This is a genomic window from Bradyrhizobium sp., from assembly GCF_030646015.1.
Lineage (GTDB): Bacteria > Pseudomonadota > Alphaproteobacteria > Rhizobiales > Xanthobacteraceae > Bradyrhizobium.
The window spans coordinates 1-19,579 of record NZ_JAUSLT010000128.1 but is presented as its reverse complement, the minus strand read 5'-3'; the positions used below and the strand labels follow the sequence as shown (position 1 = coordinate 19,579).

Annotated in this window: 16 protein-coding genes and 1 pseudogene; 8 read left to right on the top strand and 9 right to left on the bottom strand. The window is 64.0% G+C overall.

Annotated elements, in window-relative coordinates:
* Positions 1 to 8: 8 nt before the first annotated feature.
* The 6 genes from gyrB to rpsT all read right to left on the bottom strand — a co-directional run bounded on the left by gyrB (position 9) and on the right by rpsT (position 8,691).
* Entirely contained in the window at positions 9 to 2,450 is a 2,442-nt protein-coding gene (gyrB, locus tag Q7T45_RS19715) for a DNA topoisomerase (ATP-hydrolyzing) subunit B (RefSeq protein ID WP_304872859.1), read from the bottom strand.
* A 261-nt stretch (positions 2,451 to 2,711) separates the two neighbouring features.
* Positions 2,712 to 3,851: a DNA replication/repair protein RecF gene (gene recF, locus Q7T45_RS19710; RefSeq protein ID WP_304872858.1), complete on the bottom strand. Its 1,140-nt coding sequence runs from the start codon at positions 3,849 to 3,851 to the stop codon at positions 2,712 to 2,714.
* 84 nt (positions 3,852 to 3,935) lie between these two features.
* A complete protein-coding gene (locus Q7T45_RS19705; RefSeq protein ID WP_304872856.1) occupies positions 3,936 to 4,301 on the bottom strand; it encodes an endonuclease domain-containing protein in 366 nt (121 codons plus the stop codon).
* An 86-nt stretch (positions 4,302 to 4,387) separates the two neighbouring features.
* Positions 4,388 to 5,506: a DNA polymerase III subunit beta gene (gene dnaN, locus Q7T45_RS19700; protein WP_304872855.1), complete on the bottom strand. Its 1,119-nt coding sequence runs from the start codon at positions 5,504 to 5,506 to the stop codon at positions 4,388 to 4,390.
* 280 nt (positions 5,507 to 5,786) lie between these two features.
* On the bottom strand, positions 5,787 to 7,217 hold the full coding sequence (dnaA, locus tag Q7T45_RS19695; RefSeq protein WP_304872853.1) for a chromosomal replication initiator protein DnaA: 1,431 nt from the start codon (positions 7,215 to 7,217) through the stop codon (positions 5,787 to 5,789).
* A gap of 1,207 nt (positions 7,218 to 8,424) precedes the next feature.
* Positions 8,425 to 8,691, bottom strand: a complete 267-nt coding sequence (rpsT, locus tag Q7T45_RS19690; RefSeq protein ID WP_213775729.1) for a 30S ribosomal protein S20 — start codon at positions 8,689 to 8,691, stop codon at positions 8,425 to 8,427.
* Positions 8,692 to 9,046: 355 nt separating this feature from the next.
* Here rpsT and Q7T45_RS19685 point away from each other — a divergent pair, with 355 nt between their 5' ends.
* From Q7T45_RS19685 to Q7T45_RS19670, 4 genes are all read left to right on the top strand, one after another.
* On the top strand, positions 9,047 to 9,364 hold the full coding sequence (locus Q7T45_RS19685) for a hypothetical protein (RefSeq protein WP_304872849.1): 318 nt from the start codon (positions 9,047 to 9,049) through the stop codon (positions 9,362 to 9,364).
* Between the two features lie 158 nt (positions 9,365 to 9,522).
* Positions 9,523 to 10,179, top strand: a complete 657-nt coding sequence (gene msrA / locus Q7T45_RS19680; RefSeq protein WP_304872847.1) for a peptide-methionine (S)-S-oxide reductase MsrA — start codon at positions 9,523 to 9,525, stop codon at positions 10,177 to 10,179.
* Between the two features lie 311 nt (positions 10,180 to 10,490).
* Positions 10,491 to 11,195: a polysaccharide biosynthesis/export family protein gene (locus Q7T45_RS19675; RefSeq protein ID WP_304872846.1), complete on the top strand. Its 705-nt coding sequence runs from the start codon at positions 10,491 to 10,493 to the stop codon at positions 11,193 to 11,195.
* Positions 11,196 to 11,459: 264 nt separating this feature from the next.
* Positions 11,460 to 12,398, top strand: coding sequence for a tripartite tricarboxylate transporter substrate binding protein (locus tag Q7T45_RS19670; protein ID WP_304872844.1), 939 nt, complete (start codon positions 11,460 to 11,462; stop codon positions 12,396 to 12,398).
* A gap of 187 nt (positions 12,399 to 12,585) precedes the next feature.
* On the opposite strand, the gene Q7T45_RS19665 is transcribed toward Q7T45_RS19670, so the two are convergent.
* Genes Q7T45_RS19665 through Q7T45_RS19655 form a run of 3 tightly spaced genes read right to left on the bottom strand, consistent with a single transcriptional unit; the run spans position 12,586 to position 14,450 of the window.
* Positions 12,586 to 13,257, bottom strand: coding sequence for a dienelactone hydrolase family protein (locus Q7T45_RS19665; RefSeq protein WP_304872843.1), 672 nt, complete (start codon positions 13,255 to 13,257; stop codon positions 12,586 to 12,588).
* 57 nt (positions 13,258 to 13,314) lie between these two features.
* A complete protein-coding gene (locus tag Q7T45_RS19660; protein ID WP_304872841.1) occupies positions 13,315 to 13,665 on the bottom strand; it encodes a hypothetical protein in 351 nt (116 codons plus the stop codon).
* Positions 13,662 to 14,450: an alpha/beta fold hydrolase gene (locus Q7T45_RS19655; RefSeq protein WP_304872840.1), complete on the bottom strand. Its 789-nt coding sequence runs from the start codon at positions 14,448 to 14,450 to the stop codon at positions 13,662 to 13,664. Before Q7T45_RS19655 ends, Q7T45_RS19660 begins: the two co-directional genes overlap by 4 nt.
* A gap of 495 nt (positions 14,451 to 14,945) precedes the next feature.
* Between Q7T45_RS19655 and Q7T45_RS19650 the strand changes: the two genes are divergently transcribed.
* The 4 genes and pseudogenes from Q7T45_RS19650 to Q7T45_RS19635 form a co-directional block, all read left to right on the top strand.
* Positions 14,946 to 15,437, top strand: a complete 492-nt coding sequence (locus tag Q7T45_RS19650; protein ID WP_304872838.1) for a (2Fe-2S)-binding protein — start codon at positions 14,946 to 14,948, stop codon at positions 15,435 to 15,437.
* Positions 15,434 to 17,725 carry a molybdopterin cofactor-binding domain-containing protein gene (locus tag Q7T45_RS19645; RefSeq protein WP_304872837.1) on the top strand — a complete coding sequence of 764 codons (2,292 nt, stop codon included), beginning with the start codon at positions 15,434 to 15,436 and terminating at the stop codon, positions 17,723 to 17,725. The genes Q7T45_RS19650 and Q7T45_RS19645 overlap by 4 nt, the downstream gene beginning before the upstream one ends.
* 296 nt (positions 17,726 to 18,021) lie before the next feature.
* Positions 18,022 to 19,005, top strand: a complete 984-nt coding sequence (locus Q7T45_RS19640; protein WP_304872835.1) for a putative zinc-binding metallopeptidase — start codon at positions 18,022 to 18,024, stop codon at positions 19,003 to 19,005.
* A pseudogene (locus Q7T45_RS19635) lies at positions 19,002 to 19,579 on the top strand (D-alanine--D-alanine ligase); the annotation flags it as partial. The gene Q7T45_RS19640 and the pseudogene Q7T45_RS19635, both read left to right, overlap by 4 nt.

The window sequence follows — 19,579 nt, the reverse complement described above, 5'->3', positions numbered from 1 at the left end:
ATCGTTGCTCACACGTCAACATTGGCGCTGAGGGAATTATCCTGGATGAATTCGCGGCGCGGCTCGACCACGTCGCCCATCAGCTTGGTGAAGATGTCGTCGGCCTCGTCGACTTCCTTGATCTTGACCTGCAACAGCGAGCGCTCGTTGGTGTCGAGGGTGGTTTCCCAGAGCTGGCTCGGGTTCATCTCGCCGAGGCCTTTGTAGCGCTGCAGCGCCACGCCCTTGCGGCCGGCGTCGGTCACCGCCTCGAACAGGCTGACCGGCCCGTGGATCGCGGTCTCGGTATCCTTGCGGCGCAGCAGGCCCGGCTTCGGATAGGCTTCCTGCAGCCTGGCCGCGTAATCGTCGAGCTTGCGCGCATCGGCCGAGCCGAGCAGCGCGTCGTCGATCATGGCGACGTCCTTGACGCCGCGCACGGTGCGCTCGAAGTGGAAACCCTGGCCCTCGGTGAAGCGTCCGGTCCAGCCGCGCTCGACCTCGTCGGCCAGCGCGTCGAGCCGTCGCGCGATATAATCGGCGGCGGCGTTGGCGGTGGGGAGGTCGCCGGTGATCTTCGGGTTCATCACCCCGGCGATCGCCGCCTGCTCGATCACCTTGCGGTTATAGCGGCTGTGCAGATTGTGCAGCGTGCCGCGAATGGCGCGGGCATCCTCCACCAGCGCCAGCAGATCACGTCCGGCGCGGGTTTCGCCCGACGCCAGCTTGAACACGCAGTCGTCGAGGCCGGTCGCGATCAGATAATCTTCCAGCGCGCGCTCGTCCTTCAGGTACTGCTCGGACTTGCCGCGCGTCACCTTGTAGAGCGGCGGCTGCGCGATATAGAGGAAACCGCCCTCGATCAGCGACGGCATCTGGCGGAAGAAGAAAGTCAGCAGCAAGGTGCGGATGTGCGCGCCGTCGACGTCGGCGTCGGTCATCAGGATGATCTTGTGATAGCGAAGTTTTGACAGATCAAAGTCGTCGCGGCCGATGCCGGTGCCGAGTGCCGTGATCAGCGTGCCGATCTGCTCGGAGCCCAGCATCTTGTCGAAGCGCGCGCGCTCGACGTTCAGAATCTTGCCGCGCAGCGGCAGCACCGCCTGGAATTCGCGGTTGCGGCCCTGCTTGGCGGAGCCGCCGGCGGAATCGCCCTCGACGATGAACAGTTCCGACTTGGCCGGGTCTTTCTCCTGGCAGTCGGCGAGCTTGCCGGGAAGCGAGGCGATATCGAGCGCGCCCTTGCGCCGCGTCAGCTCGCGCGCTTTTCGCGCGGCTTCGCGGGCGGCTGCGGCTTCCACCACCTTGCCGACGATGACCTTGGCTTCGGAGGGATGTTCCTCGAACCACGCCGCCAGCGCCTCGTTGAGAACGTTTTCGACTACGGGGCGCACTTCCGAGGACACCAGCTTGTCCTTGGTCTGCGAGGAGAATTTCGGATCGGGCACCTTGACCGAGAGCACCGCGGTCAGGCCCTCGCGGCAGTCGTCGCCGGTCAGCGCGATCTTTTCGCGCTTGGCGATGGCGTCGGCATAGCCATTGACCTGGCGCGTCAGCGCGCCGCGGAAGCCGGCCAGATGGGTGCCGCCGTCGCGCTGCGGAATGTTGTTGGTGAAGCACAGCACGTTCTCATGATAGCTGTCGTTCCACCACAGCGCCGCCTCGACGCCGATGCCGTTGAGCTCGGCATTGATCATGATCGGCGCGGGCACCATCGGCTTCTTGTTGCGGTCGAGATATTTCACGAACTCGTTGACGCCGCCGTCGTAGCGCATCTCCTCACGCTTCTCGACCGCGTGGCGCATGTCGGACAGCACGATATTGACGCCGGAATTCAGGAAGGCGAGCTCGCGCAGGCGATGTTCCAGCGTCGCGAAGTCGTATTCGACGTTGGTGAAGGTCTCCTTGGAGGCGAGGAAGGTCACCTCGGTGCCGCGCTTGCCATTGGCATCGCCGACCACCACGAGCGGCGCCACCACGTCGCCATGGGCGAATTCGACGAAGTGCTCCTTGCCGTCGCGCCAGACCCGCAGCTGCAGCTTCTCCGACAGCGCATTGACGACGGATACGCCGACGCCGTGCAGGCCGCCGGAAACCTTGTAGGAATTCTGGTCGAATTTTCCGCCGGCATGCAGCTGGGTCATGATGACCTCGGCGGCGGAAATGCCTTCGCCCTTGTGAATGTCGACGGGAATGCCGCGGCCGTCGTCGCGCACGGTGACCGAGCCGTCGGCGTTGAGCACGACTTCCACCGCGCTGGCGTGGCCGGCGAGCGCTTCGTCGATGGCGTTGTCGACGACTTCGTAGACCATGTGATGCAGGCCGGAGCCGTCATCGGTGTCGCCGATATACATGCCCGGCCGCTTGCGCACGGCGTCGAGGCCCTTCAACACCCGGATCGATTCCGCACCATATTCGATAGGAATGGAATGCTCAGTGTCGGCGATGGTTTGCCGGGCAGGTTCTGTCATGTGAGGCCTTCGAGGATGTCCCGAATCAGCGGCGCAAAAGGGGCGCTGATTAGTCTATTTGTGCCATGAAAGAGGCATTGCGCCTAGCGCAAAGTCTCTATCAGCAAGCTATTGAATAAATAGGATTTTTTGAAGGTTTTTCAAGGCGGCCGGAAGCCGATTCGGAGGCTTCGCAAAAGCGCGATTCGGCAGCCGATTCTCCATCCCCGGAGCCCGGATTTTCAGCACCTTGCGCACCCGGCGCGATGAGCGCCGCTGCCGTCAGGCGCGGCGGGTGATCTGGCCGGAATCGACCTCGAAAACCTCGCCCGACGCGCCGATGTCGGCGAATGCCGCGGGGTCGGCGCCGGTCATCCAGACCTGTGAACCGAGCTTGGCGAGTTCTTCGAACAGCGATCTGCGCCGGCCGGGATCGAGATGCGCGACGACTTCGTCGAGCAGCAAGAGCGGCGTGATGCCGGTCATGTCCGCGACCAGGCTGGCATGCGCCAGCACGAGGCCAATCAGCAGCGCCTTCTGTTCGCCGGTGGAGGCGTCGCGCGCCGGCATGTTTTTCGGCGCGTAGATCACCTGCAGGTCGGTGAGATGCGGGCCGTCGAGGGTGCGGCCGGCGGCGGCGTCGCGGGCGCGGCCGGCGCGCAGGATTTCGCGGTAGCGATCCTCCACCGCGGTGGCGGGTTCGTTGACCAGCGCGTTTTCCATCCAGCCGTCGAGCATGATCCTTGCGGAAGGAAACGCCGACGCGTCACCGCGCGCGCGCAGCATCGCGGCCAGCCGTGTCACGGTCTGGCCGCGCATCGCCGCCACGGCAACGGCAAGCTCGGCCGTCTCACGCTCGATCGCGTCACACCAATGGTCGTCGTAATTGCGCACCTCCAGCAGGCGGTTGCGCGAGCGCAGGGAGCGGTCGAGCGCCGACACCCGGCTGGAATGCTCGGAGTCGATCGCCAGCACCAGCCGGTCGAAAAACCGCCGCCGCTCGGATGCTGCGCCGAGAAACAGCCCGTCCATCGTCGGCGTCAGCCATACCATGCGCAAATGATCGCCGAAGGCGGTGGCGGAGCTGACCGGCTCGCGGTCGATCCGGCAACGCCGGCTGGTGGCGGCACCCTCAGTGCCTGGCGGGTCGATGCCGGTGCCGAGCGTGGCTAGACCGAGCGCGCCTTCAACCTCGGCGGACACCGCCCAGGAACCGTCGCCCTGGATATCGGCGACGTCGTCGAGCGTGGCCCGGCGCAGCCCCCGGCCGGGCGTGAGAAACGAGATCGCCTCGATGCAGTTGGTCTTGCCGGCGCCGTTCGGCCCCACCAGCACCACCACGTCGCCACGGGTCTGCAAACTCGCGCTGCGATAATTGCGGAAGTGCGTCAGCGTCAGGCGGTGGATGCGGGAAGCGGTCATGTCAGAAGAGCGGCGATCTTTCTTCCCTCTCCCCTTGTGGGAGAGGGTGGCGCCGAACGAAGTTCGGCGACGGGTGAGGGGTTCCTACGGCTCGGCAAGCTTTGCGAAAATGTCCTCCAATACAGCGGAGGGTTGCAGCAACACATCGTTATTCCAGTAACGCGCGACGCGAAAACCTTCCGCCATCAAGACAGCGTCTCTCGCCGTGTCGCGCTCGGAATCAGCATGCTGACTACCATCGATTTCGATGATGAAGTGCTTTTCGAAACACACAGAGTCGAGAATGAAGTTCTGAAAGGGGACTTGGCGGCGAAACTTGAAGAGCGCCAGTCGCCGACCGCGGAGCAAGCGCCACATCGCCGTTTCAGCGTCGGTCGGCTCGCGGCGTAGCTTTTTCGCGAAACCGCGGATGCGCTTGGCGGTGGGCCGATGGTGTGGGGTCTGCGGCACGAACCCCTCACCCGTCGCCTCACTTCGTGAGGCGCCACCCTCTCCCACAGGGGGAGAGGGGAGGTCTGAGTGTTTTTTGCCGCTCGTCACACCCGCATCGGCATCAGCACATACAGCGCGCCCTTGGAATCCTTGTCCTGCACCAGCGTGGGCGAACCCGGATCGGCCAGCCTCAGGACCGCGACTTCACCCTCGATCTGGGCGGCGATATCCAGCAAATAGCGCGAGTTGAAGCCGATATCGAGCGCGTCGGAGGCGTATTCGACCTCGAGTTCTTCGGTCGCACTGCCGGAATCCGGGTTGGTCACCGACAGGATGAGCTTGCCGGCGGACAGCGCCAGTTTTACCGCGCGGCCGCGCTCGCTGGAGATGGTCGAGACGCGGTCGACGGCGGCCTCGAAATCCTTCTTGTCGACGATCAGTTCCTTGTCGTTGTTTTGCGGGATGACGCGGCCGTAATCCGGAAACGTGCCGTCGATCAGTTTCGAGGTCAGCACCACATGGCCGATGGTGAAGCGGATCTTGCCCTGCGACAGTTCGATGCCGACTTCGCCCTCATTGTCGTCGATCAGCCGCAGCACTTCGCCGACGGTCTTGCGCGGCACGATCACGCCGGGCATGCCGTCCGCGCCCTTGGGCAGGGGCAGATCGACCTGCGCCAGCCTGTGGCCGTCGGTCGCGACCGCGCGCAAGGTCGCCGCCTTGGCGCTGCCGGCGGCGTGCAGGTAGATGCCGTTGAGGTAGTAGCGGGTCTCCTCGGTCGAGATCGCAAATTGGGTGCGGTCGATCAGCCGCTTCAAATCGGCGGCGGCCAGCGTGAACGAATGGGTCATGTCGCCGGCGGCGAGATCCGGAAAATCGTTTTCGGGCAGGGTCTGCAGCGTGAAGCGGGAGCGGCCGGCGCGGATCGCCAGCACCGAGCGGTCGCCGTCGCCTTCCAGCACGATCTGCGCGCCGTCGGGCAGCTTGCGCACGATGTCGTAGAACATGTGCGCCGGCACGGTGGTCGAGCCGCCGGTGGCGGTTTCCGCCGCCAGCGTCTCCGTCACCTCGAGGTCGAGGTCGGTGGCCTTCAGCGACAGCCGGGTGCCTTCGGCGCGGACCAGCACGTTGCCCAGGATCGGAATGGTGTTGCGGCGCTCGACCACGCGATGGACGTGGCCCAGCGATTTCAGCAGTTGCGCGCGTTCGACGGTGACCTTCATTGCAATACCCGCCTGATCCCTAAGATGGAAAAGCCGGGCGGCCCAAAAGGCGCGCCGCGGCATTTGAAACCCGAAAAGCCTGATCGAAGCTGGATTTGACCAAACCCGCGGGGGGACCGCAAGGTGGCTCGGATGGCCCGCCAGCGCAAGCGGAACGCGGGGTCGTTCCCCACGTTTTGCCTTAAAATCCGTAGCATTGCCCCGGCGACTGCCGGCCCCCGACCCCGGCTTGCGCCGGGGCGGCAGAATGAAGCTCCTCCGTCACGGAACGGAGAAAATTTCACTCCTGCAGTTGGCGCTTGAGCGATTCGACCTCTTCGGAGAGCGCCACATCCTTGGAGACCAGGGCCTCGATCTTGCGCACGGCGTGCAGCACCGTGGTGTGGTCGCGTCCGCCGAACCGGCGGCCGATTTCCGGCAAGCTGCGCAGCGTCAGGGTTTTCGCCAGGTACATTGCGACCTGGCGCGGGCGCACCACATTCGCGGTACGCCGCGACGACAGCAGGTCGGAGCGGCTGACATTGTACTGCCGGGCCACCACGCGCTGGATGTCCTCGATCTTGATGCGCTTGGGTTCCTGCGGGCGGACCAGGTCGCGCACTTCGCGCTCGGCCATCTCCAGCGTCACCGGCTGGGCGTTGAGCTTTGAGTGCGCCAGCAGGCGGTTGATGGCGCCTTCGAGGTCGCGGCCATTATGGGTGATGGTGCGGGCCAGATAATCCAGCACCGGCGCCGGCACGTCGAAGGTGGCGTGATGCGCGCGGGCTGCGGCGACGCGTGACTTCAGGATACCGAGCCGCAGTTCCTCGCCGAGCGATCCCATCTCGACTACCAGGCCGCCGGCAAGGCGCGAACGCACGCGGTCGTCGAGGCTCTCGAGGTCGGAGGGCGGACGATCCGCCGCAATCACGACCTGGCGGCCGGCGTCGATCAGCGCGTTCAGGGTGTGACAGAATTCGGCCTGGGTCGATTTGCCCTGCAGGAACTGGAGGTCGTCGATCACCAGCACGTCGATGCCGCGCAGCGCTTCCTTGAAGGCGAGAGCGGTCTGCGTCTTCAGCGCGGCGACGAAGCCGTACATGAATTTTTCCGCGGTGAGGTAGAGCACCTTGCGTTCGCTGCCGGAATTGCCGGCCCAGGTCACCGCCTGCAGCAGATGGGTTTTGCCGAGGCCGACGCCGGCATGGATATAGAGCGGGTTGAACATCACGCTGTCGCCGCGTCGTCCCTCCGCCACCTGGCGCGCTGCCGCATGGGCCAGCGTATTGGAGCGGCCGATGACAAAACTTCCGAAGGTCAGGCGCGGATCGAGCGGCGAGCCGCCGAGCGCGTCATGGCTGGCGGACACCGGCGCGATCGCGGTGGCGCGCAGTTCCGGCGCCGGCCGGCCGTCGGTCCGCTCGGGGCGGCGGGCATCGAGCGGGGCGGCGGCTTCCTTGGCCGGCGCCGCGCAGCGCATCGCGGTGCGCACGGTAAGGTCGATGCGGTGCACTTCCGGCATCTCGGCCTGCCAGCAGGTGAGAACGCGCTCGGCATAATGCGCCTGGATCCAGCTCTTGAGAAACCGCGTCGGCACCGAAAGCCGGACGCTTTCGTCCTGCACGCCTTCCAGGTCCATCCGCGCAAACCAGCTCGTATAGACGTCTTCCCCCACGCTCGAGCGCAGCCGACCCTTCACGCGTGACCAGCGATCCTGTTCGATATTTGTCATTTTCTGACGACTTTTCTGATGGAGTAAAGTTCCCGGCGATGCCGCCGTGCGCATGTTCCGCAGGTCGTGACCTCAAGCGAGACTTGGTCTCCAGCCATAGACCGGCCGTTCGGCGAGATGCCGTTGGCTACGTCGTCGGCTGGAAAAGAAGCGTTCGCGAGGTCAGCGCGTACTCAGCGGTCTGCCCGGAGTTCGCGCGGGAGGCCGCATGCAGGCGGCGACTAAGGCGTCCAATACGTCATCGGTTGAAACTGGCACCTGGTCGATTACCGAGATGATCCCGTAAAGCATACAGCCTCCCCCTCCCGCCACGATTGCTCGCGGCGAGGTGTCATTCCACGCATGTTTCAAATTCAGCCGGCAGTGCCTGAAGCTTGGAATCGTTCAGACCCCATGCCGATTCGTTCAGCCCGTTTTTTTAACCCGTTCGGGTGCTTCGCCTTGCGCTTCCCGGTTGGCCCATTTCGTATTTCTCTTGTTCGAAGCGAGCGGGACACGAATGCCCCACCTCGAGAAATTTCGACACAGACCCACATTCCCCATATCGCTATGAGGTTTACTCCGACAATCGCTTGGAAAGCGTCGCCAACGCGCACACCGCCGCCGATTTGCACGTCCGCCCCGTTTCTTAAACCGCGCTGGTCTGAAGAGCCGTGGGCGCCGCGAACGCCCTAAGAGATACATCATGCCCTATTTCCCGCAACGAAAATGATTCAGCGGGAGCACCGGCAAAAACCACTTCGCACTCGCGAAATCAGCCGTCATGTTTCGCAGCGAGCGCCAAGGTTTTGAATCTGCGCACAGATTCGAAACCCGGAAGCGCTGTGACATTTCTGACAATCGCTCAAAATAAATTCATAATTTGTTTACGAATGGGCGAGGTGGAAATCCATTTTCCAACAAGCGGTCGCCACTATGCCGATAAGTGACTACGCAAGCGCCATTTTTTTTGATCGTCGGAAGAGGGTAACCCTGAAACGTTTTGCGACGCGCTCGCTTGCTATTTGCAAAGTGTGGCCGAGCACTGACTCGCATCAATGCAGCTCGTGCGCTGGCGAAGTACATAAGCCCGGCTTCCTACATAGGCCCAGTAAAATTACGGGCGCGCCAGTTTGTCGCTTGGGGCCAACTGCAGTGCGGTGCAAATACAAAAAGAAAAAGCCCGGCGTGGCCGGGCTTTCCTGACGATTATTCTTTTCGATCAGTTTTATTTCGCGAGCTTGGCGATCTGATGTGCGAGCCGCGAAACCTTTCGGCTCGCATTGTTCTTGTGAATGATGTTGCGCTGCGCTGCCTGCATCAGTTCCGGTTCGGCGCGCGTCATCGCCTTCAGCGCCGCTTCGCGGTCGCCGCTCTTGATCGCTTCCTCGACGGTGCGAACCGCGCCGCGCATCTGGGTGCGGCGCGACTTGTTGATGATGGTGCGGCGGGCAATCTTGCGGGTCGCCTTCTTGGCGGAAGTCGTATTGGCCATGTTCTCAAATATCCTTCGGCGGTGACCGGTCGCTGAGTGGTCGGGCTTGAGCGCGCCGGCCGTTCAACCGCCTGATCGAAGCTGGTGTTTTCCGGATGCTCCCGAGATGCCATAGCAGGCCAAGCGAATATGCTGACATGACGGCGTCGTTCAAAGAACAGCGGCGGCGGGATTGCGCCCGCCGCCATTGCCGGTCTTATAGAGGGCGCGCTCTGCAGCGTCAACGCCTTCCGGGCCCCCGGGGGCCGGAAGGCCGGCCTGGAAAGGTCGGATAAGCTGCTGAAGTGGTTGAATTTCTCGAGGGGGCCCGTTAATCCCTGACCGCGTTCGGGGCGCGACAGACATAAGGTGACGCATGATCCGCGGTTTCTTCCGACTTGTGGGCCTCTTGCTGCTGGCCTGCGGATTCATCTTCATGGTCTATGACGGTGCCCGCTGGGTCGCCGATCAGACCCTGCAATTTACCCGGTTTGGCCAGTTCTGGAACGATATCCACCAGTCCAGCCAGCAGGCGTTCCGGGCCTGGCTCGAGGGCACCGCGCCCTGGCTCTGGAGCAGCGTCGTCCGGGTGATCCTGGACCAGCCGGTTTTTGCCGTGCTGGGCGTGCTGGGCATTCTGCTGATGCTGCTGTTCCGGCCACGCAAGCCGCTGATCGGCTATTCCCGGGACTGAACGGGCCGCTCCTCAGCCTGCGCTTGTGTTCAACGCGACCGGCGTAACAGGGCTGCGGTGGCGAGCGTAAAGACATATAGTAGAGCCACAGATGATGCGTTCGACTGGCGGATCCGGGATTGCCCGGAACCCGCCTTCGACATCGAAAGGTGATCCCGATGTTCTTCATGCGCAAAACCACCGCATTGCCTGATGCAGCCGAGGCACTGCCGGGCCGTTCGACACCGATCCCCACCGCCAAAACCCATTTTGTGAACGGCCGTCAGTTGCAGCCGCCTTATCCTGCGGGCCTGGAGCAGGCGGTGTTCGGGCTCGGCTGCTTCTGGGGCGCGGAGCGCAAGTTCTGGGAGCTCGGCGACGGCATCTACACGACAGCCGTGGGATACGCCGGCGGTCATACCCCGAACCCGACCTATGAGGAGGCCTGCTCGGGCCGCACCGGCCACACCGAGGCGGTGCTGGTGGTGTTCGATCCGAAGAAGATCTCCTATGGGCAGTTGCTGAAGACGTTCTGGGAAAGCCACAACCCGACGCAGGGCATGCGGCAGGGCAATGACGTCGGCACCCAGTATCGCTCCGCGATCTACACCTTCGGCGAGGCGCAGCGCAAAGCCGTCGACGCGTCGAAATCGGCCTACCAGAAAGCGCTGGCGGCGAAGGGCCTCGGCGCCATCACCACCGAGATCGCGCCGGCGGGCGAGTTCTATTTCGCCGAGGACTATCACCAGCAATATCTCGCCAAGAATCCGGCCGGCTATTGCGGGCTTGGCGGCACCGGCGTGTCCTGCCCGATCGGCGCCGGCGTCAGCGCGTGAATTTCTTCACCCTCCCCTGAAGGGGGAGGGTCGCTCGCGCCCGGCGATGCGTAGCATCGTCCGTAGCGAGCGGGGTGGGGTGAAAGTCTCTCATCCCCGCACTGTTCGATACGAGAGACCGTCACCCCACCCCGTCTCACATTTCGCTGCGCTCAATGTGAGCCGACCCTCCCCCTCCAGGGGAGGGTGAAGACACACCCCCGCGCCAACGGTTTGTTAACCATAACCGGTGCAAGACTTAGGCTGTCTCGCGATGAGGGATGGCTCCGGTGCGGGTTGCGCGCGCGTTTCGAATACCGATCACTGCCATCATGACCGCGCTCGCTCTGTCGGGCTGCATGCGTACGCCGGGTCCCGTCGCGATCGCCCAGCCGCAAGCCGATCTCGATTCGATGGCGTACGGCCAGCCTTACAATCCCCCTCCGGTCGTCGTCGCCGATTCGGGCGGCGGCGCCATCGCAGCGCTTCGCAGCAGCTTTGCCGGACCCGGCCGGGCCTATGGCCCGCCTCCCGTCGTCTACGCCGCCGCGCCGATGCCGGTGCCCGTAGCGTATGACACCGCCTATCATCTCGACGCCGGCGACAAATTGCGGGTCGTGGTCTACGGCCAGGAAGGTCTCACCAACACCTATGCCATCGATGCCGGCGGCTCCATCACCATGCCGCTGATCGGCTCGGTGCCGGCGCGCGGCAAGACGCCCGCGCGGCTCGCCGCCGACATCACCGCCAAACTGCGCAACGGCTTCATCCGCGAGCCGTCGGTGGCGGTGGAGGTCGAGGCTTACAGGCCGTTCTTCATCCTCGGCGAAGTCGCGGCCCCCGGCCAATATCCCTACGTGCCCAACATGTCGGTCGAAAGCGCGGTGGCGATTGCCGGCGGCTTCTCGCCGCGCGCCCGCCGCGACCGCGTCACGCTCACCCATACCGACGCATCGGGATCGATGCGATCAGTGGTGCCGCTCGGCACCGCCATCAGCCCCGGCGATACCGTGCTGGTCGGCGAACGCTGGTTCTAGTCGATAGCATTCCCTTCTCCCTGAACAAGTCAGACGCCGATGCTGCTACGATCATTCCGTGCGGCGGCATTGTCATGGCTGGCTGTGGTGAATCAGCGCGTTCGGCGTGATGCGCCCGACAGGAGACTTGCTTCGATCCAGCCGGGAGCATATGCCCGACAAACTCAATCCATCGAAATCTACCAAGGGGAAAAGATGAGCATCCGTTCGCCAATCAAGGTCGTGCGCACCGCAATTTCAGCTGCAACGATCGCAGGCATCGCCATGACGGCCGTATGTGTGTCGGCAGATCAGGCGGCGGCGCAGTCCTATCCGGAACGGCGAATAACCTTCGTCGTGCCCTATCCCGCAGGCGGAGCCACCGACGTATCGGCCCGCCTGTTGGCCAACAAACTGTCGGAAGCGTGGAAGCAAACCGTCGTCGTCGAAAACAAGTCGGGCGGCGGCGGTGTGGTCGGCAATGATTTCGTCGCCAAGGCGCAGCCCGATGGCTACACCGTGCTGGTCGCCATCACCCAGATCATCCAGGCGCCCAGCCTCATTTCAAAGCTGCCCTACGACGTCTTCAAGGATCTCGCGCCGGTGACCCAGGTCGGATTGTCGACGATCGTGCTGACGGTCCCCGACGCGCAGCCGATCAAGTCGGTCAAGGAACTGATCGACCACGCCAAGGCCAACCCCGGCAAGGTACCCTACGGCTCGTTCGGCAACGCGACGACGTCGCATCTCTACGGCGAATTGCTAAAGAAGAACGCGGGCATCGACATGACCCATGTTCCCTATCGTGGCGCGGCGCCGCTGGTGAATGATCTGCTCAACAACACCGTGACCGCAGCCTTCGTCGATCTGACCACGGCCAACCCTCAAATCCAGGGCGGCAAGATCAGGGCGCTGGCGGTCGGCGGCGAAAAGCGCAGGACCCAGTTGCCGAACGTGCCGACGATGGCTGAACTCGGCTTCCCCGGCTTCGAGGCCGAGGGCTGGATCGGCGTCTTCGTGCCCGCCGCTACGCCCAAGGACATCGTCGCGAAACTTTCCGCGGAACTGTCGCGCATCATCGCTTCTCCCGAGGGGGTCGCAGGGCTCGAGACGGTCAGTCTCATGCCGGTCGGCGGATCGGCGGAAACGTTCGAAGCCACGCTGCGCCGCGACTACGCTCGCTGGGCGGATGTTGTGAAAGCCACGGGCGTCAAGGGCGAGTGAAGCGGCGCGCCGGCGTTATCTAGACACCGTCATTCCGGGGCGGAGCGAAGCGACGAGCCCGGAATCCATAACCACGATCGTGAGTATGGATTCCCCGATGCGCAATTGCGCATCTGAGGCCTGCGCCTCAGGTCGGCAACTGCCGACCGAGGGCGCATCCCGGAATGACGTCGGGGTTTCGTTGGCGTCACTTCAAATGCTTCGCCAGGAAAGCCATGCTGCGCGGCCAGGCGATATCGGCGCTGGTCTTGTCGTAGCTGGCCCGCTCGTCGCAGTGAAAGCCGTGCTGCGCGCCGGGATAGACATGGATCTCGACCTCGGGCCGTTTTGTCCTGATGGTCTCGACATCGGCTAGCGGAATCCCCGCGTCCTTCTCGCCGAAATGCAGTTGCGTCGGCGCCTTCGGCTTGTCGTCGGCGAAGCGGACGATGGCGCCGCCGTAATAGCCGATCGCAGCCTTCAGGCCCGACAGTCTGGTCGCGGCGGCATAGGCGATGCTGCCGCCGAGGCAGAAGCCGATGATGCCGACCGGGCCGACATTTTTCACCGCATCGATCGCGGCCTGGGTGTCGCGCAGCATTGCTTCCCAGTCGGGACTGGCGATGAACTTGCGCGCTGTCGCCACCTCGTCCGGCGAATAGCCGCACTGGAAATCGGGTTCGGTGCGATCGAAGATCGCGGGCGCGATCGCGACATAGCCTTCGCCGGCGAGACGGTCGCAGACCGATCGGATGTGGTGATTGACGCCGAAGATTTCCTGGATCACCACCACCGCCGCCTTCGGCGCGCCTGATGGCTCGGCGCGGTAGCCGCCGAGTTGAAAATTGTCCGAAGCCGTCAGTTTTATCTGTTGTCCCACGGGTCATCCCTTGGTTGCGAGTGGATCTTTTCGAGAAAGGAAACGGCGCGCCCGCCGCTATTGCCACATCCAGTTATGGCCCCAATCGCCTTTCCAGCCCGCCAGGCGGCCGCCGCGGAATTGCAGATAGAGCCGGTGGCGGTGCGGAAACAATCCGCTGCCGCCGATGTCGCGGAACGCCAGGAAGATTTCGTTGCCCGGGCGGCCCTTGATGTAATTGAGCGGCACGCCGAGAGCGCGCGCGGCATCCGCGGCCTCCATGCCGAAGGCCAGCGGCACATTGTTCGACAAGGTCGCGACAAACGGCGGCGGGTAGGGACCGCCTGATGGCGGCAGGCCTTGCGCATGGACGGGAGCGGGCGTTCCACTCAGCGCCGCAAACAAGGCTGCTGCGAAAAATACCTTCATGACGCCGCCTTCTGCGTTGCTTTGGCGTCGAGGCTGTCGAGGAAGGGCAGCACCGCGTCGATGAAGGCCTGCGGTTGGTCGATGTTGACGGCGTGGCCGGCGCCGGGGATCACCACCTTCGCCGCTCCCGGAATCTTTGCTGCCATATAGTCGGAGGCGGCGAGGAAAGGCGCGTCATCGGCGCCGACCACGACCAGGCTGGGCACCTTGATATCCGGCAGCGATTCGATCACGCGGGCATCGCGCTGGGTCAGCATGCCCCGCGCGGCGCGCGCCAGTCCTGAGGCATCGCGGTGGCTCACATCGGAGCGTTCGCGGCTGGCCGACTTCAGCACAGCGAGGCCTTCGCGCTCAAAACGGTCGCCGGTCTCGCGCGCGCGCTTGTTCCAGGCCTCGCGGGCCTCGTCCTTTTTGAATCCCGGTCCGGTATCGATGATCAGCAGCGCGCGCACCCGCTCCGGATGCGCGCGGTAAAATGCCAGCGACATGTAGCCGCCGAGCGAAAGCCCGCCGACGATGGCGCTTTCAGCGCCGACCTTGTCGAGCAGCGCGGCCATGTCGGCCACCGTTGCCGCCTCGCTGTAGGCGGCGGCATCGTCGGGATAGTCCGAGCGGCCGTGGCCGCGCATGTCCCACAACACCAGTTGGTGATGCCTCGACAGCGCCTCGATCTGGCCCTGCCACATCTCGCCGGTCGATGAATAGCCGTGGGTCAGCAGCAGCGGCGGACCGGAGCCGTGGACCTCGTAGTAGATGTCGACCCCGTCACGGTTGAGCTTTGGCATCGCGATGTCCTGAATGTATCTCGTGACCTTAGTCTAATCATAAACGGGTGTTGCTGCCCATCCTTCGAGACGGCCACTTCGTGGCCTCCTCAGGATGAGGATAACTTGTTGAAACACAACAACCTCATGCTGAGGAGCGAGCATGCGCGAGCGTCTCGAAGCATGGGCAGCAAGCGCCCTGCCGATCTCATATGGTCAGTACTAGCGCGATCCGTTCGCCGAGGGGAAATGCCCAATTCTGCAATCGCCCGCGATCCCTCCGCCTGGCGTGGGCATCGAACCCTTCGGCGAGTTTGTGGCGAGGCGTTGCCGCAACGCACAAAGGTTGCATCGGAAAAATTTTCCCTTCGACCAATTCCAAACTGGATTGCCTCCAGATTGGATCGCGATCATTCTGCTCGCCAAGGTCGGCATCGGCCCGGTGGGTGTCAGACCATGAGCCAACGATATGAATGGCCGCCGTAAGCGGCGTCATGCACCGGCGGGGAAGAGACCATGCCTAATCTCAACATCAACGGACGGAATATGTCCGTCGAGGCGCCGGCGGATACGCCGCTGCTCTGGGCCATCCGCGAACAACTGCAGATGACCGGCACGAAATTCGGCTGCGGCGCCGGCCTGTGCGGCGCCTGCACCGTGCACGTCAACGGCGAGGCGGTGCGATCCTGCCAGACGTTGCTCAGCGACGTCGCCGGCAAGAAGATCACCACCATCGAGGGCCTCAGCGCCAAGGGCGACCATCCGCTGCAGAAGGCATGGATCGCCGAGCAGGTTCCGCAATGCGGCTACTGCCAGTCCGGCCAGATCATGCAGGCGGCCTCGCTGCTCGCGAAAAATCCCAACCCGAGCAAGGACGAAGTGGTGGCGCACATGGACGGCAATCTCTGCCGCTGCATGACCTATTCGCGCATCCAGAAGGCGATCATGCGCGCGGCCTCTGAAATGCGCACCGCCTCCAACGCCGGAACCGAGCGGAGGGCAACATGAATACGCACGTGAAGGTCACCTCGACCGCATCCGCCGATCTCAGCCGGCGCTCCTTCCTGGTCGGATCGGCCGCCGCCGGTCTCGCGCTCGGCTATTCGGCCGTGCCCGGAATGCTCGGCGGCGATCAGGCGCTCGCCGCACCCGCCAGTTTCGATCCAAGCGTCTGGTATTCGATCGCGCCGGACGGGCTGGTCACGGTCACCTGCGGCAAGGCCGACATGGGCCAGCACATTGCCTCCACCATGGCGCAAATGGTGGCCGAAGAACTCGGCTCGTCCTGGAAGGACATGCGGGTCCAGCTCGCGTCCAACGATCCGAAGTTCAACGATCCCGTGCTCGGCGCCCAGATCACCGGCGGCAGCTGGAGCACGATGATGAACTTCGAGGCGATGAGCCGCGCGGGAGCCGCGGGGCGCATGGCGTTGACCGACGCGGCAGCCAAGGCGATGGGCGTGCCCGCGGGTGAGCTGATTGTCAGGGATTCCGTGATCTCGCATCCGAAGTCGAAGAAGTCGATGACGTTCGCCGAGATCGTCAAGAGCGGCAAGATCACCAGGACCTTTACGCCGGACGAACTCAAGGCGATCAAGCTGAAGACGCCGGATCAATACACCCTGATCGGGGTTTCGGTGCCGCAGCTCGATATCCCCTCGAAGACCAACGGCACGGCCAAATTCGGTATCGACGTCATGCTGCCGGGCATGGCCTATGGCAAGATCATCACGCCGCCGGTGCGCTACGGCGCCACGGTCAAGTCGGTCGATGATTCCGCGGCGAAGAAGGTGCCGGGCTTCATCAAGGCCGTCACCCTCGACGACAAGACCGGATCGACCACCGGCTGGGTGGTGGCGGTGGCCAATACCTACGCCAATGCCGCGAAGGCCGCCGCCGCGCTGAAGATCAGCTATGACGGCGGGCCGAACGCCAAACTGTCGAGCCAGTCGCTGCTCGACGAGGCCAAGCGGCTGCAGGCCCTCGACGATTCCGGGCAGTTCTTCGTCAAGGACGGCGATACCGCCGCGGCCTTCGGGACGGCGGCGAAGGTGCTGGAGGCGGAGTACACCACCAGCATCAACATCCATGCGCCGCTGGAGCCGATGAACGCCACGGCCGAGTTCAAGGGCGACATCCTGCACATCTATTCCGGCAACCAGTTCGCGACGCGCTCCGGCGCCATCGCGGCGGGTGCGGCCGGGATCGATCCCAAATTCGTCGTGATGCACCAGATGTGGCTGGGCGGCGGCTTCGGCCGGCGTCTCGACGCCGACATGATGGTGCCGGCGGTGCAGGCGGCGAAAGCCGTCGGCAAGCCGGTCAAGGTGATCTACTCACGCGAAAACGACATGACCATGGATTATTCGCGCCCGCTCACCTTCCAGAAGGTCAAGGCGGGTCTCGACGCCGATGGCAAGTTGATCGCGCTCAACCACGACGTGGTCTCGGCGTGGCCGACCAAGCGCTGGGGCATCCCCGACTTCCTGTCGCCCTCGGTCGACAAGAAGGGTCCGCTCGATGCCTTCACCGTGAACGGCGCGGACTTCTTCTATTCCGTGCCCAATCACAACGTCCGCGCCATCCTCAACGAGATGGCGCATAACGCCACCCCGTCGGGCCAGTTGCGCTCGGTCGCGCCGGGCTGGACCTTCTGGGCGGTCGAAAGCATGATCGACGAACTGGCGCACGCCGCCGGCAAGGATCCGGCGCAGTACCGGATCGCGCTGCTGGACGGCAAGGGCAAGAACGACGGTGGCGCGCAACGCCTGCGCAACACCCTGCTCGCCGCGATGGGCATGGCCGGCTATGGCGCCACCAAACTGCCGAAGGGCGAGGGCATGGGCGTGGCCTGCGTCTCGTCGCAGGAACGGGCGACCGCGAGCTGGACCGCCTGCGTGGCCCATGTCGCGGTTTCGCCGTCGGGCGAGGTCAAGGTCAAGAAGCTGACCGTGGCCACCGATGTCGGCACCCAGGTGCACCCCGACAACATCCGCGCCCAGGTCGAGGGCGCGGCGCTGTGGGGGCTGTCGCTCGCGATGTACGAGAAGGCGACGCTGAAGGACGGCGGCATCGAGCAGACCAACTTCGATACCTACAAACCGTTGCGGATGTCACAGGTGCCGGAAATCGCCATCAACGTCATCGCCAACGGCGACAAGGCCACCGGCGTCGGCGAGCCGGCGGTGACCGTGGTCGCGCCCGCACTCGGCAACGCGATCTTCAACGCCTGCGGCGCCCGGGTCCGCGCGCTGCCGATTACCGCGGAAGCGGTGAAGGCGAACATGAAGGCGTGAGGCGAGGGCGTCATCGATGATAACGATCCGCCGGAGTTTTTCTCCGGCGGATTTTTTCTTGGCTCGCAATGACGATGGTGGGAGGCGATCGTAGGGCGGGTTCTCTTTAACCCGCCGCTCGGTTACGACATGGCGGTTTAAAGAGAACCCGCCCTACGCGAGCTATGGAACACCGCGAAGACTCGCCGGTTGTTGCCGGCAGCATCCTGTGACACCATCCAGGCACCGTTCTCGGTTACGTCTGGATGCCCATGCCAACCCGGAAATTTCCTTGGGAAGATCTGTCGGATGAGGAGTTGCTCAAGCAACGCCTCAGTAGTCTGAAGGTTAAGATCGAAGGCACCTGGCTCGAGGATTGTCTCGGCACGCTGAATGAAGAGCTGCAGGCGAAGGGCATCCGGCTGCGGCCACATGCATGGATATCGAGCGAATGGTTCAGTCCGGCGGATGTGCCCGGCATCGCGATTCCCTTCTATCTCGCCCATCCCCGCCTGATGAAGCTCGAGAAGAAAATGATGCTCGACGTCGAGGGCGGCACCTGGTCCGAGTGCATGGCCATTCTCCGGCACGAGGCGGGTCATGCCGTGCAGCACGCCTGGCAGCCGCAACGCCGCCGGCGCTGGCAGCAATTGTTCGGCTTGTCTTCAAAACGCTACCCGCGCCACTACCGGCCCAATCCGGCCAGCCGGCGTTTCGTCCAGCATCTTCGGCTCTGGTACGCGCAGAGCCATCCGGACGAGGATTTTGCCGAAACCTTCGCGGTGTGGCTGCGCCCGCGCTCGAACTGGCGGACGCGCTATGCCGGCTGGCCGGCGCTGCAGAAGCTGGAATATGTCGACGAGTTGATGGCCGAGATCGGAAGCGCGCGGCCGCCAGGCCTGTCGCGGGAGCGCGTCGATCCGCTGCATCAGCTCAGCCAGACGCTGGGCGAGCATTACCGGAAAAAGCAGGCGTTCTACGCCTTCACGCCGCCGAAAACCTACGACCGCGATCTCTCCCGTCTGTTCTCGGCCGATCCACGGCATCAGCGGGCGCCGGCGGCCTCGGCCTTTATCCGGCGGCACCGCTCCCAGATCAGGCAGCTGGTCGCGCGGTGGACCGGCGAGAACCAGCTCACGCTCGATGCCGTTCTCGACGACATGATCCAGCGCTGCCGCGAACTCGATCTGCGTGCCGCCGGCTCGGAACGCAAGCTCGCGACCAACTTCACCATTCTGTTGACCGCCAAGACCACGCAAATGATGTTCGGCCCGTCGCGGCGCAAATGGATCGCGCTATGAGACGCCTGCGCATTCTGGTGTTGATGCATCCGGACTGCGTGCCGCCGGACTCGACCGACGGATACACCGCGCAGGAGATCAATGGGTGGAAAACCGAATTCGACGTCGTGAGCACCTTGCGTGCGGCCGGCCATGACGTTCGCCCGCTCGGCGTGCAGGAGGAGATCAAGCCGGTGCGCGACCAGATCGAGAGTTTCAAGCCGCATGTGGTGTTCACGTTGCTGGAGGAATTCCACTATCAGTCCATGTATGACCAGCACATCGCGAGCTATCTCGAACTGATGAAGGTCCCGTATACCGGGTGCAACCCGCGCGGCCTGATCCTGGCGCGCGGCAAGGATCTGTCCAAGACGTTGGTGCACCATCGCCGGGTCGCGGTGCCGGCCTTTGCCGTGTTTCCGATGCGCCGCAAGGTCAAACGGCCCGCGCGCCTTGCGCTGCCGCTGATCGTCAAGAGCCTGAGCGAGGACGGATCCTTTGGCATCTCGCAAGCGTCCATCGTCGATACGGACGAGAAGCTCGCCGAGCGCGTCGCGTTCGTTCACGAGCGGCTCGGTACTGCCGCGATCGCCGA

Excerpts from the sequence above, each read along its gene's own strand:
- msrA (WP_304872847.1), top strand. The coding sequence starts at position 9,523 with ATGTTCTTCATGCGCAAAACCACCGCATTGCCTGATGCAGCCGAGGCA.
- recF (WP_304872858.1), bottom strand. The coding sequence starts at position 3,851 with ATGACCGCTTCCCGCATCCACCGCCTGACGCTGACGCACTTCCGCAAT.
- Q7T45_RS19655 (WP_304872840.1), bottom strand. The coding sequence starts at position 14,450 with ATGCCAAAGCTCAACCGTGACGGGGTCGACATCTACTACGAGGTCCAC.
- Q7T45_RS19660 (WP_304872841.1), bottom strand. The coding sequence starts at position 13,665 with ATGAAGGTATTTTTCGCAGCAGCCTTGTTTGCGGCGCTGAGTGGAACG.
- Q7T45_RS19685 (WP_304872849.1), top strand. The coding sequence starts at position 9,047 with ATGATCCGCGGTTTCTTCCGACTTGTGGGCCTCTTGCTGCTGGCCTGC.
- dnaA (WP_304872853.1), bottom strand. The coding sequence starts at position 7,217 with ATGACAAATATCGAACAGGATCGCTGGTCACGCGTGAAGGGTCGGCTG.
- gyrB (WP_304872859.1), bottom strand. The coding sequence starts at position 2,450 with ATGACAGAACCTGCCCGGCAAACCATCGCCGACACTGAGCATTCCATT.
- Q7T45_RS19650 (WP_304872838.1), top strand. The coding sequence starts at position 14,946 with ATGCCTAATCTCAACATCAACGGACGGAATATGTCCGTCGAGGCGCCG.
- rpsT (WP_213775729.1), bottom strand. The coding sequence starts at position 8,691 with ATGGCCAATACGACTTCCGCCAAGAAGGCGACCCGCAAGATTGCCCGC.
- dnaN (WP_304872855.1), bottom strand. The coding sequence starts at position 5,506 with ATGAAGGTCACCGTCGAACGCGCGCAACTGCTGAAATCGCTGGGCCAC.
- Q7T45_RS19675 (WP_304872846.1), top strand. The coding sequence starts at position 10,491 with ATGACCGCGCTCGCTCTGTCGGGCTGCATGCGTACGCCGGGTCCCGTC.
- Q7T45_RS19670 (WP_304872844.1), top strand. The coding sequence starts at position 11,460 with ATGACGGCCGTATGTGTGTCGGCAGATCAGGCGGCGGCGCAGTCCTAT.
- Q7T45_RS19645 (WP_304872837.1), top strand. The coding sequence starts at position 15,434 with ATGAATACGCACGTGAAGGTCACCTCGACCGCATCCGCCGATCTCAGC.